At 39.5% G+C, this 12,669-nt stretch carries 14 protein-coding genes; 2 read left to right on the top strand and 12 right to left on the bottom strand.

Translation table 11 applies throughout. The features are described 5' to 3' along the window. Positions 1–93 precede the first annotated feature (93 nt). The 7 genes from glsA to ACYQ1I_RS13810 all read right to left on the bottom strand — a co-directional run bounded on the left by glsA (position 94) and on the right by ACYQ1I_RS13810 (position 6,962). On the bottom strand, positions 94–1,008 hold the full coding sequence (gene glsA, locus ACYQ1I_RS13840; RefSeq protein ID WP_459766304.1) for a glutaminase A: 915 nt from the start codon (positions 1,006–1,008) through the stop codon (positions 94–96). Between the two features lie 72 nt (positions 1,009–1,080). After that, positions 1,081–2,757: a nucleoside kinase gene (locus ACYQ1I_RS13835; protein ID WP_459766302.1), complete on the bottom strand. Its 1,677-nt coding sequence runs from the start codon at positions 2,755–2,757 to the stop codon at positions 1,081–1,083. A 126-nt stretch (positions 2,758–2,883) separates the two neighbouring features. Beyond that, positions 2,884–3,312, bottom strand: coding sequence for a CBS domain-containing protein (locus tag ACYQ1I_RS13830; RefSeq protein ID WP_459766300.1), 429 nt, complete (start codon positions 3,310–3,312; stop codon positions 2,884–2,886). Positions 3,313–3,474: 162 nt separating this feature from the next. After that, positions 3,475–4,005 carry a signal peptidase I gene (gene lepB / locus ACYQ1I_RS13825; RefSeq protein WP_459766298.1) on the bottom strand — a complete coding sequence of 177 codons (531 nt, stop codon included), beginning with the start codon at positions 4,003–4,005 and terminating at the stop codon, positions 3,475–3,477. Positions 4,006–4,132: 127 nt separating this feature from the next. Beyond that, positions 4,133–4,489, bottom strand: a complete 357-nt coding sequence (locus tag ACYQ1I_RS13820) for a monothiol bacilliredoxin BrxC family protein (protein ID WP_459766296.1) — start codon at positions 4,487–4,489, stop codon at positions 4,133–4,135. A 150-nt stretch (positions 4,490–4,639) separates the two neighbouring features. Beyond that, positions 4,640–6,223 carry an oleate hydratase gene (locus ACYQ1I_RS13815; RefSeq protein ID WP_459766294.1) on the bottom strand — a complete coding sequence of 528 codons (1,584 nt, stop codon included), beginning with the start codon at positions 6,221–6,223 and terminating at the stop codon, positions 4,640–4,642. A 184-nt stretch (positions 6,224–6,407) separates the two neighbouring features. Next, complete coding sequence (locus ACYQ1I_RS13810; RefSeq protein ID WP_459766293.1) at positions 6,408–6,962, bottom strand: TetR/AcrR family transcriptional regulator; 555 nt, start codon at positions 6,960–6,962, stop codon at positions 6,408–6,410. A 129-nt stretch (positions 6,963–7,091) separates the two neighbouring features. Here ACYQ1I_RS13810 and ACYQ1I_RS13805 point away from each other — a divergent pair, with 129 nt between their 5' ends. Both ACYQ1I_RS13805 and ACYQ1I_RS13800 read left to right on the top strand, forming a co-directional pair. Continuing rightward, positions 7,092–7,304, top strand: a complete 213-nt coding sequence (locus ACYQ1I_RS13805; protein WP_459766291.1) for a hypothetical protein — start codon at positions 7,092–7,094, stop codon at positions 7,302–7,304. Positions 7,305–7,371: 67 nt separating this feature from the next. Beyond that, positions 7,372–7,956 carry a hypothetical protein gene (locus ACYQ1I_RS13800; RefSeq protein ID WP_459766289.1) on the top strand — a complete coding sequence of 195 codons (585 nt, stop codon included), beginning with the start codon at positions 7,372–7,374 and terminating at the stop codon, positions 7,954–7,956. A 106-nt stretch (positions 7,957–8,062) separates the two neighbouring features. Here ACYQ1I_RS13800 and ACYQ1I_RS13795 read toward each other — a convergent pair whose 3' ends face one another. The 5 genes from ACYQ1I_RS13795 to ACYQ1I_RS13775 form a co-directional block, all read right to left on the bottom strand. After that, entirely contained in the window at positions 8,063–8,728 is a 666-nt protein-coding gene (locus ACYQ1I_RS13795; protein ID WP_459766287.1) for an HAD family hydrolase, read from the bottom strand. A gap of 42 nt (positions 8,729–8,770) precedes the next feature. Continuing rightward, positions 8,771–9,472: a PrsW family intramembrane metalloprotease gene (locus ACYQ1I_RS13790; RefSeq protein ID WP_459766285.1), complete on the bottom strand. Its 702-nt coding sequence runs from the start codon at positions 9,470–9,472 to the stop codon at positions 8,771–8,773. 295 nt (positions 9,473–9,767) lie between these two features. Then, entirely contained in the window at positions 9,768–10,661 is an 894-nt protein-coding gene (locus ACYQ1I_RS13785) for a cell division protein FtsX (RefSeq protein ID WP_459766283.1), read from the bottom strand. Beyond that, on the bottom strand, positions 10,658–11,332 hold the full coding sequence (locus tag ACYQ1I_RS13780; RefSeq protein ID WP_459766281.1) for a cell division ATP-binding protein FtsE: 675 nt from the start codon (positions 11,330–11,332) through the stop codon (positions 10,658–10,660). The genes ACYQ1I_RS13785 and ACYQ1I_RS13780 overlap by 4 nt, the downstream gene beginning before the upstream one ends. Before the next feature lie 17 nt (positions 11,333–11,349). Continuing rightward, the gene (locus tag ACYQ1I_RS13775) at positions 11,350–12,465 is read right to left on the bottom strand and encodes a coiled-coil domain-containing protein (RefSeq protein ID WP_459766279.1); all 1,116 of its coding nucleotides are present in this window, start codon (positions 12,463–12,465) and stop codon (positions 11,350–11,352) included. Positions 12,466–12,669: the final 204 nt, after the last annotated feature.

Below are 12,669 nucleotides of genomic sequence, written 5' to 3'. Positions count from 1 at the left end.
GAGATTCTATCAACTATTAATTAATATTATATTGTTTTTCTAATGGCTTGTCAAAAGCATTATTAAAAATTCGTAATATTTGCAGGGGATTATTTAAAAGATTGACAAATTCAGTTCCTTGGATAACTGAGCTAAAACCTTTACACCGGCAATACTATTGCCCTTTTCATCCAGGGAAGGACCTAACACGCCTATACCCATTTTCCCTGGTACCAGGGCCATAATTCCTCCGCCTACACCGCTTTTAGCTGGAATTCCCACCTCTATGGCAAATTCGCCGCTGGCGTTATACATGCCACAGGTAACCATGAAGGTTTTGGCTATTTTTGTATATTCCTTCTTTATCAACTGTTGGCCTGTCTGGGGAAGGGCACCATCGTTAGCAAGAAATGCAGCGATTTTTGCTATATCTCGACAGTTTACCTCTAAAGAGCATTGCTTGAAATAAACATCCAGGTTTTCTTCCACATCCCCTTCTATTACTCCTACATCACGCATAAAGTAGGCCATGGCTCTATTTCGATCTCCGGTTCTTTTTTCTGATAAATAAACCTCTTGATTGATTGATAGCTGAGGGTTTTCTGTAATATTTTTGAAAAGCTTTTCAATTCGCTGATACTTTTCCTCCGGGCTGCCTTTGATTAATGAGGTAACTGCAATAGCCCCGGCATTAATCATGGGATTAAAGGGCTTTGATGGCCTCACAATCTCCAGCTTTGTCATGGAATTAAAGGGATCCCCGGTGGGCTCCATACCAATGTGGGTGAACACTTCTTCCGGGCCCCTGTCTTCCAGAGCCAAAAGCAGCGTAATGACCTTTGAAATACTTTGAATAGTAAAGGGAAGCTCATAATCCCCTGCCCCCCATTGACTGCCGTCCAAATTGGAAATAAAAATGCCCAGGGCATTTTTATTTGCCTTCGTCAATTCCGGAATATAGCTGGGTAAGCTCCCCCTTTGAATATAGTGACGATTCTGATTCAGTATTTCCTTTAGCCTTTGTTTCATTGTCGCACCTTCCCTTTTAGACTTTTTTCAATATTAACGATATATTAAAAAAGTCCTTCAGTCAATGACCTTTTAAGAGAAGGCGCCGCCTCCGATAAATTCTCTTAAAATAGAGGTTCTTGGTACATCAATTTCGTTTTCCAGGGCCACAAAATAGCTAAGAAATTTTAGCAGCCTCTTTGCCTCGGAAAAATGAGGACTTGTGGTATCTACCTGTCTTAGTAGCGGTTCGGCATATTTTTTCAAAATACTCATTTCATAGAATAGGGCAGAGTTAAACATAACATCGGCCTCCTCCTGAAAAGGGAATATGTTTCTTTCCTCGCCCCTTCTTACCGAGGGCCAAAGGGACAGGGTTCTGGTGGCATCGTTTGAACGATACTTGTAATCCCTGACGATTCTTCGAATCAATCTTGAGTCTGTGGTTGGAATTCGATTATGTTCATCGATATTTAACTGGGTTAGGGCGCTAATATAAATTTTAAATTTCCTTTCCTTGGGTATAGACCTGGTCAGCTCCTCATTTAGCCCATGAATTCCTTCTAATATGATGGGCTGCCCATGATTTATCTTAAGCTTGTGCCCATGATATTCCCTTTTTCCAGTATGAAAATTAAAGGTTGGTATTTCCACCTCTTCCTCCCTAAGCAAGGCCTCCAGATGTTGATTGAATAATGGTAAATCGATGGCATAAAGGGATTCAAAGTCGTATTCTCCATTTTCATCACGGGGTGTTTTATCCCGATCGACAAAATAATCATCCAGCGAAATGGCCACCGGCCTTAATCCATTAACCTTCAGCTGTACCATTAACCTTTGGGCAAAGGTTGTTTTGCCTGAAGAGGAGGGGCCGGCAATTAAAATTAACTGCTTTTGCTCAATATGCTCCGTTATCATGTCGGCAATTTCAGCAATCTTCTTTTCATGGAGCCCCTCTTGAATTCGAATAAATTCACCCTCTCTTTTTGCAACGATTAAATCATTTAAAGAGGCCACATGGTCTATTTCCAGTATTTCACCCCATACTTCACTTTCCCTGAAAATTTTAAACAGCTTTGGTTGTTCTTCAAATTCCCCCAATTTCCCTCCGAGCTCTGCCATCGGGTACTGAATGACAACTCCAGGGGCATAAAATTTCAGTCTAAAGTCCTTTAAGTAGCCCGTTGAAGGAACCATATAACCGTAGAAATAATTTTTTAACCAGCCGCATTGATATAGATTGATATAAGGCTTTTCTCTATACTTTAACAGCTTGACCTTGCTCATTTGCCCATAATCCCGAAAGATATCCTTTGCCTCGTCAACGGGCACCCGACTTTTAATAAAGGGAACATCTTCCTGAATTAATTCTGTCATACGTTCTTCAATTCGTTCTACATCCTTTTCATCTAGGTCACGCTTATAGTGAACTTCACAATATAATCCCTTTCCAATGGAATGCTCTACCGAAACCCTGCAATCCGAAAAAAGCTCCATACAGGCTCGTATAAAAACAAAAACCAGGCTTCTCTGATAGATTCTCGACCCTACCGAAGAGGTAGCAGTTATAAATTTCAGCTCACAATCTTCATCCAGACGATTGTGTAATTCCCTTAACTCATTATCAACCAGGGCGGCTACAATGGTATTTTGCTTTTCTTTTTGAAAGTTCTTACTGATTTCTTCTATGGATACTCCCTTTGGATAGGTATATACTCCCATTTCTTCCACTGTAATCTGCAGATTATGTTGATGGTTTAATTTTGTCATAAGCATCCCCCTATAAAATTATTTCCTTAAGTATTGTATTTGCCCATAATAAATATATACCCTTATTTTTCGAGATTAATAAGAAAAGTTCCTGCATCTTTACAGGAACTTTCTTTTTTAAGATGATTATAGCATTGGTCTGCTGGGGGTAGAAATATCACTCAGGGCTTTTCCTGCTTCATCTTCATAGATATTTCGTACAGCCAAATCTCCAATGGAAACCATTCCTACGATTTGTCCATTTTCCACCACAGGAAGCCTTCTTATTTGACGTTCGCCCATTATTCTGGCAGCCTCATGTACATGCATATCTGGGGTAGCATATACTAAGTGGGATGACATGACCTTACTCACTGTTTCATTTCCGTGGAGCCCTGATACAATTCCTCGTATCACCAGATCCCGATCAGTTACAATTCCTACAGGCTGATTATTGGCATTGCACACCGGCATGGCACCAATATTCATTTCCTTCATTGTTCTTGCTACCTCACTAATGGGAGTTCCTTCATTGGCAGCGGTAATCTGGGTCGTCATAATATCTCGAACCTTCATTGCTTAATCCCTCCTATTGATATAAAATACTCAATTTTAGGATTACCTTTTTTTATTTTTTTATGATTTTACCCCTCATTTTAAAAATAAAAAACACCAGCCTAATCAAAAATCCCCCTAGTAAAGAGGAGATTTTTGACTATGCTGGCATCTTGTCATGACCTAATTAATCAAGCCGATCCGATTAAAGGGAAACAGTCTGAGTACTGCTTTTCCCACGATGGTATCTATATCGATTAAACCAATTACTTCATCACGGCTGTCCATACTGTTATTACGGTTATCACCCATTGCAAATATTTTACCCTCGGGTATCGTTATTTTTCTGTTTTCAAAGTACTTTCCATCGGTATAGGCGGCAATGTAATCCTCATTCAGCATTTCTCCGTTTAAAAAGATGACTCCATCTTGAATTAATAATTCATCACCCGGTACGGCAATGACCCTTTTAATTAAAAGTTTGTTCTTTCCAAGATTGGTCTTTAGGTTTGATTCAAAGACTACAATATCGCCATGCTTCGGCATATCTCTTTTATATAATAACCGATTAATAATTAAAAAGTCATATTCATTGAGCGTGGGGCTCATGGAATGCTGTCTTACTATAGTAGGTTTAATAAAGGTTGTAATGATTAATGCAATAACAACAGCAAGTGCAATGGTTTTTATCCATTCCATAATTTCTTTTTTCATCTGTTTTATCCCCCTGTCTGCTTTCTCACTTAGCGCTACTAAATCATTTTATCACTGTATGCTGATGAAAGCAACTGTAGACAGTTAGATTTTGATTCAGATGATGGAGCGTCCCCCTTTGGTTTAATTATACAATTACATATTCATTGACTACATCCATGATACTGTCAAAGGTAATGTTATCCTTGATATCATCCCACACAACCTCTTCATCCATTAATAGAATTAATTGTGGTACATCGTGACTTACCTCCAGCAGCTCCTCTACAGCTTCGGAAAGCTCGGCATCCTCTCTGACGTAGATCACTGTAAATAATATATCCTCCTCTGTATCCTCCATAAAATCTAAGTATTCCTGATAAGCGTCTTCACTTTCCTGAAGCATTGCATCATGCTTAAAGATAAATACCGGCTTCTTATTGGAGCGTTTTATCAGCCTTTCAAGCTCTGCTGAATCCATTATTTTTTTTACCTTCTTTGCCATGTCTTAACCTCCCCAAACGAACTTATTACTATTTGTATATTAACCGTTTAACGATATTATAACTGTTTGAATAAATATTATGTAAGACAGATAAAAAAGATAAAGGCTGAGCTACAATAATGATGTAACTCAGCCCTCTGTTGAGGCTCCTTATCTAAAGCTGGTATTTAAAGCCCGAAGGAGGGTTCGAACGTCATAGCGATAGGGTGTTACAGGACATACGGGACGATTTATTCCCATTAATTTATAAACAGCTATTCTGGCAGCTCGAACAGAATACTCCTCGGTAAAGACCATATCCTCTGGAATTTCAACAAACTGACTAATCATGGCGAAATTAGTTGATCCTTCAGGTACAACCTGAGGACGGTCCTTCATGGCTCTAGGCTGGAATTGTGATATGATATAGGGCATCATACAGGGAATGACGTTGACCACGTCAGCCATTATTTCATCAATTTCATCCTTGAAGTGCAAATGATGTAAAAGCTCCGTCAAAATTTCTTTTCCTGTACATTCTCGCATGGGCTTTTTCACATAATCTCCCTCTTTATCGGTAAAAAGACCGTAGCCCCAGAAAATGGTTTGATCTGGCGGTTGATTTTTAAAATGAGGTTGAGCCGCCACAACAATTGACATTCGCCAGCTGGAATCTTTAAAGGTCATTAATGCACCACTGCCGGGAACATTTCGTGAATACTTCTCAATTTTTTTCAATAGCTTATTACCATTCAAGGTTACGGTAAAGGATTCCCAGTTGGTTTCTTTAGGCTGATTGAAGAATGGCTTTGGATTGCCAAGGCCAGATTTTTTAGCCGCAATTTTTTCCCACAGGGCTCCTGATACAGGACGGTCGGCCTTAAAGGGTGCAGGAGTATGAAAATCACCCAATGTGGCACAATCGGTCATGCAGCCGTTGGTGACAATGCAAAGGTCATCTTCTTGAAGTTGAATGCTTCCCTTCCCCTTCTCATCAATATAATGGATTTTAGTTACTGTAATCCCTTCGCCCTCTTTAAAATCAAGATCGGTTACCGTACATTTCAGGGAAAAATCGACTCCATGATTTTCTAAAAAGGTCTTCAGAGGCAAAATAACCGAATCATATTGATTATAAGGGGTTCTGGTTACCCCTTCCAGGGTCTGTATCCTTGAAAATTCAAAAATCATTCGATTCATATATCGTCTTAACTCAAATAGACTGGACCATTCCTGAAAAGCAAAGGTGGTCTGCCACATATACCAGAAATTCGTTTGGAAAAAATGGGGTCCAAACCAGTCACTTATTTTTAAATTGTCCAATTTTTCCTCTGGTGTGATCATTAGCTTTAACATCGCCATCCGGTCTTGATTGTCAAAGCCCATGCTCATCACATCGACAATCTCTCCATCCCGGTTAATTAATCGTGCGTTGGAATGGGTGGGATGCTCATGATCAAAGGCTAAAATTTCTTCACTGACGCTGATTCCCTCCTGTTCCAAGGATGGAATTGAATAAAAAAGTTCCCAGAAGTTTTCATAGGTCTCTTCATTCAGCATTCGTCCACCCCGGCATACAAAGCCCTTTTCTGGGGTCCCAATACCATCGTTGGAGCCCCCTAAAATATCCATACTTTCTAAAACATGGATGTTTTTGCCCTCCATATGACAATCCCGCATCAAATAAGCTGCTCCAGCCAGGGAAGCCAACCCTCCCCCAACAAAGTAAACCTGTCTGTTACCATACTTTGCCATGGTCATACCTCCTGATTGTGATTATTTAAGGATATGCTCCTTGTGATCCATTTTAATCACCTTTCATCGTGAAGACCATAGACAGATCAACGGCTTTGTATAATATCTATACATTTCGATTCCTTTGTCTAAAAATATACTTGTATTGGTGATCAATACAGTGACTTGTCAGCAGATTGGCAAATTACTGTTTATATTTATTGAGGGCCCTTTTAATATCACCGGTAATCAGTCTGCTCAGCTTATCAATAATGTCCTCCGGCGCTTCCCTCATTCCTGATCGAACCCAATCCAGCATCAGCCCTACAAAGGGATATTTATAGAAATGTGCAATAAAGCCTTTATTCTCCTCAGAAACCCCTGTTCCCTCTGGCAATTCATTAATAACATCCATCAGCAGCTGGTAGACAACCTGATAAAGATACCTTTCCAGTGACTCCCGCCTGATTGAATGATATGTATTCATAATTAATGTTTGATTATCCTTTACATATTGAAAGGCTTGCAAAATCCCCTGACGCCAGCTCTCATAGGTTTTCTTTCCATCCAGAACCCGCCGGGCTTCCGTTATAAATATCCATTCCAGTAAATCATAAACATCTTGAAAATGATAATAAAAGGTTTGTCGGTTCACTCCACAGTCCTCAACAATATCCTTTACGGTGATTTTATCGAGGGTTTTTTTAGTCAGCAGCTTTTTAAGCGATGCAGCTAAAGCCCGCTTTGTGGTCTGAGTCATGTCTTCACCTCATTTAGGCTAAGTTTTGGAATTTACATATTTTATGAATAGCAATTTTAAAATATTATATCATATGCTTTTACAATCCTTTCGACGAGCGGGGAGTATTTAAGAAATCCTTAAGAAAGAATGAAAGAAGGCATAGAATCTGATAAGTCCTATGCCCTACTAATATCTATTAATTATTTTAATTCCTATTTTAAAAAACTGGCTGCCCTTTGTGCTGCCAATCGACCAAATACAATTAGGTCGGTTAATGAATATGCCGGTAACTTCTCCGGCCGCATACAGCCCTGGAATGGCTTCCATCAGTATTTAGCACTGCCCGGGGGTGATCTTTAAACCGCCCATAGGATGAAGTTTTGATGACTGCATTTATCAAATATTTCCTTTTTTTCCATGGGAGCTATTGGTTGAAAAGTTGCTTCATTTTGTGCTATGCTATTGGTATGGAGAAAGGACTGATTTGATGGAAAAGCTAAAGGATTTACTACATGATGTTACCGACATATTATTGGCTGTTGTTATTGCCTTTGCAATGTTTGCCGTAGTTTCATTGTATTTGGGAGATTGGTTTCAGGCAGATCAAAATGTTGTTATGGCTGATAACAATCAATTAGATAATGAGCCAGTCACCCCTAAGGTACAAAATCCGCCGGCTAAAGCTCCTGATGATGAAACCAATGATGAGGAACCGAATTCAGAGGATGCCGAAAATTTGACAGATTCAGAAAACACTCCAGAGGGTGAAAGTAAAGAAGAAACGCCCCCAGTAACTGTGGTGGAAGTAAAAACCATTACGATCCCCAATGGAACCCCCGGAGTCGGCATCGCTGCAATATTGGTTGAGAACGGCCTGCTCGACAATGCCGCTGAGTTTATTAATGCTGCTGAGGCTTTAGGGCTTTCTTTAAAGCTGAAATCCGGTACATTTGAAATTTCAACAGATACAACGGTTGAAGAAATGGTTAAAATTATTGCTAAGCAGCAATAGGATTAGGACATTTTTATATTGAGTTTTGTAGTTTGATAAAATAAGTATGAAATTAAATTAAAACCAGCTAAGGAATTTAAACTATACATATCCTTGCTGGTTTTTTTTATCCGACCCTTTCTTCTTCCTGTAACAGGGCTTCCATTGAGTCAATATAATAATCTGCTTCTTTTCTAAGGCGTCCTTCATCCCCCTTAGCGTGATCATCGTATACAGCAATAACCTTCATTCCCGCAGCCTTGGCTGCCATTACCCCGGCAACAGTGTCTTCAAAGGCCAGGGCCTGCTCATTTGAAATCTTTAAATTTTCAGCGGCCTTCATAAACACATCGGGAAAGGGTTTTCCCTGCTTTACTTCACATGAGGTAACAATCGTATGGAAATAATGCTGAATTTGATGCTGCTTCAGAACTGCTTCCAATAGCTCACGGGAACAACTGGATGCAATGCCCAGTTTCATTTCCATCTTCTTTAACAAAGCCAACAGCTCCTTTACTCCCGGCTTTAAGGGAACTTGATTTGAATAATATTCCTTCCCCAATTTAATCCACTCAGCCTTTATTTCATCAATGGATTCCCGAAGCATAAAGGTCTCTTTAAATAGCTGGGCCGTTTCAGTAAAGCTCTTTCCTTCTGTCATTTTATTGATGTTTTCAGGCACTTCAAAGCCCCGCTTATTTAAAAATTCTACGTCGATTTTGTACCAGATTCCCATGGAATCCACCAGTGTTCCATCTAAATCAAAGATTACACCCTTAATATTTTTGAACAAAACGTCTTCCCCCTTTCTATAACCATTGTACACTATTTGCCGCTACTTTTCATCCTCAATGAGATCAATGGCTTCTTTACTGTCTCGAGTGTATTCGTTTAGCTTTTTTATACTGATCACCCATAAAAAAATAACATAGGGAATAAATACTAGCATTAAAATTGGAATTTGAGCCATTAATATAAAATTAAACAGTCCATGCAAGAAAATAGGAATTAATAAGGAGCGACTCATATATCGTTTTTTTTCTGCCGGTGTTCTGGCATATTTAGCCAGTGATAAATAATACCCCATGGTAACGGCAAATAATGTATGGGCTGGTACTGATAATAATCCTCTCATTATGCCCACATAATAGTTTCCTGTATAGCGAACTACGACATACATAATATTTTCTACGGTGGCAAACCCTAGGGCCGAGAAGGCGCAATAGACAATGCCGTCAAGCTTTTCATTGAAATATTTACTATGATAGGCTCCATACAGTACCACAGCCCGTTTGAAATATTCCTCTGTAAATCCTGCTACAATAAAGGTCGTGTAGGCAATACCCAAAAGCCCGGTAAAAAAGTTAAAGCGCAACAGTAATCTTTCTACAAATAATACAGGAATGACTGAAAGGGCCCCTAAGGCAAAAATTTTAAGCAACAGCGACAGAGGCTCTCGATCATAGCGATCATTTAAATAGAGGGCACCAGCCAGGGCAATGCCCGGCGCAATGGCAATAATCAAAAGTCTAATCAAGTTCTTTTCACCTTCCTCAATGCTTCTTTAAGTATTGTTAGTATTTGCTTTCCTGGGGCTTCTATCCTGACCAATCTTTGGCGAACAGGATTAATATAAAAAATTGCAATATAATAACCCCATTTTGTTCACCCAGCACCGATTGGATACTGTTATGTTAAAATGGGGTCAAATTATATATCTTAATCTTTTAAAACAATTGGCCTAATCTAGGCTTCCACCAGGGTTAATTTTAGCTTTCTTTCTTCATCTGTTATGTCTGGTACTTCCGGGCTTCTATACTTTAAGATTCGATTCAATGCTCCAGCTTCTTTGACGAATGCAGCCCAAAAAGACTGCCTGCTAACCCCAATAACCCGCTTAAAGCTCCAATCTGTATTCCAATGGCTGATATTAGAAGATTTTTAGGGGGAAGGGGAATAAAGGGGAGCGGGCCGGTCAACCTTTGATAAAGTTGAGTGATCGAAAAGGTCCAAAGTATAATGGCCAAAATACCACCCCCCAGGGTTAAAAGAACACCTTCTAATAGGAAAGGAAAACTAATAAAGGGCTCTGGAGCCCCCAACAGTCTAAGGGTGTTTATTTGATCTTGATTATGCTGTATACCCGATCGAATCATGTGGGAAATGATCACCAGAGTTGAAATTCCCACGGCAATAACCATTAAATAACCAAATAGCTTTAATAGTTCTGCTATGTTTTTTAACCGATCCAGCACCTCTTGATTATCTCTTACATAGCTAATATCTGATAACAGCTGAATTTTTTCCAGTATTTCATCCATTTCTTCAAGGGAAATTTTAACTTCTATATAGGCACTAAAGGGGCTCTCATCAAAATACGCCAATACCTTGGCTTCTTGACCCAAAATTTCCTCCATTTTATTTTGCGCCTCGATCTCATCAACCCTTCGAACCCCTTGAACTCCCTTGATGGATTTTATTTCCTCAACAAGCTGATTTTGTTCCGATTCATTTATCGATTCGTGATAATAGACACTCACTTCAGCTTCCCCTTGAAGGGTCTCAATTATGCGATTACTTACCCACCAGCCCGAAATAACCATAGCAAGTATGAAAAAAATTAAACCAGTACTTAATAGTGAAAGACCATTTGATAAAAGATTTAATTTAAAGATTGTTTTAACTTCCCTGATAAAATAACCTAAATTAGCAAAGTAGTTTTTCATATGTTTAGCCCTAATCCTTCCTCAAAAATCCTGCCTGCCTCTACATAAATCAGGCGTCCGTCTTTTTGGTCAATCAAATGGGTGGCATGGGTGGTAATAATTATGGCCGTATTCTGATCCTTAAAGGAAATTAAAAGCTCTAAAATGTTAAGTGCATTTTTGGTATCTAAGTTTCCCGTGGGTTCATCGGCCAAAATTAGCTTTGGCTTCCTGGCCACAGCCCTGGCAATGGCGACCCGCTGACGCTCCCCCCATGATAAATTTTCCACCAGGCTAAAGGCCTTATGCCCTAGCCCCACCTTTAAAAGGGCAGAATTAGCCCTTTCCTTTATTTCGGCAATAGAGTGGTTAAAAAACCGCATTCCCAGCATTACATTTTCCATGGCTGTTCTGCCCCTTATCAGCTTAAACTCCTGAAATACGGGTCCCAATAGCCTTCGCAGCTGTCTTATGTCCCTTTGATTATTTTTTGAAATGGACTGTTCCAAAACACTTAATTCCCCTGAGGTTGGATACTCCATTCCCATTAACAGCTTTAGCAAGCTAGTTTTTCCTGAACCGCTGGGGCCTGTTAGATAAACTACTTCACCGGGCTGAATGATTAAATTCACATTTTTAAGTGCAACCGTACCCTCCGGATAGGTTAATCCCACATTCTTTGCCTCGATCATACTTATCGCTCCTTCTACTAAAATAAACCAGCCTGAAGCTCAACATAACCTTGTTTAATTTCAATGGTTCTCAGCCTTCTTCCACCAATTAGGGGCTTTAAATCAATGGTAATGGCTTTGCCATTGAATAGGTCAGTCAAGGAAGCGTCCTCAAGGGACATATCGTAAAAGCTCCCTTCCTTTATTTCTAACAACAATACATTACCATCCTGTATCGTAAAATTACCATATAGCTTAAGATTTTTTTCAGGTATTTGCATCTGAATTTTGCCAGGCAAAAATTTAAATTCTAAAACTGATAGCATAGGATTTTCTGAAAAAATATTATTAAATGCAGCTTCATCAATAACTCCCTTAATCCCAAAGGGAGAAAATGAGGTTTTTACTGCGTCGGGAGGTAATGCATTATGCTGGATCATCTGAAGGATGATATCAATAATGTCTGCAAAGAAAGGTTTTAGCCCCTCCCATTCATCCTGTAATTTCTCAAAATAGCCCTGATAGAATTCCCGTTCTTCATTTAGCGAAGCTAAATAGGCCTCCTGGGCAGCCTTCAATTCATGGCTCCTCTCTATGGCTAGTCTTAACTCCCCTTGATTAGCTTCCAAGGCCTGAAGGTTTTCATTGAGCCTGTTTTTCTCCTGATCAAGCTTTATCTGGCTCATTTCAAGGGCCTCTAATAACTCTCCTGTATAACGGGCTAAGTCTCTAAAGGCATTGATTCCCTTGATCAAGGTGGTAAGGCTATCGGCGCTTAATACTATTTCTAAAAAAGACCCCGGGCCCTTTTTCTGGTAGCTTTTAAGAACTGTTTCCAGAAGCTCTCTTTTTTCTTGAAACTTGCTGTCTTCCTCTTTAATTAATCTTTCCAGCGCTGCTATCTCTTCCTTTATCTGGGCAGCCCCCTGAGCTATACCGGCCTCTTTACGCTCCAAGGCTTCTATTTCCTGCAGCAATAGAAAGAGCTCCTGCAATACTTTTCTTTCTTCTTCACTGATATCGTCAAGTTTTTCCTGGGAACTTGAAACTATCTGACTTTGCTCCACAGCCTTAACCGGAGCTATCATTAAAAAACCTAGAATCGTTACAACCATCAGACCCGCTATTAATTTATTTTTATGTAAGCTTTCCATAAGTACCCTTCCTAACATGTTAATAAATTTATAAACTATTCGTACACACGCTCTATCTACTTCCATGACTGGTTCCAATGTCTGCCCACCAATATGGTTTTAATAATATATTCTTCAATTATGTGACAAAATCCTACCAGAATCACCATGCAAATTTTCGACATTTCCTATGACTTACGGACTAATCATCCCCTCTCCTTTATA

The organism is Alkaliphilus crotonatoxidans (assembly GCF_054658015.1).
This window is presented reverse-complemented; position numbering and strand designations above follow the sequence as displayed.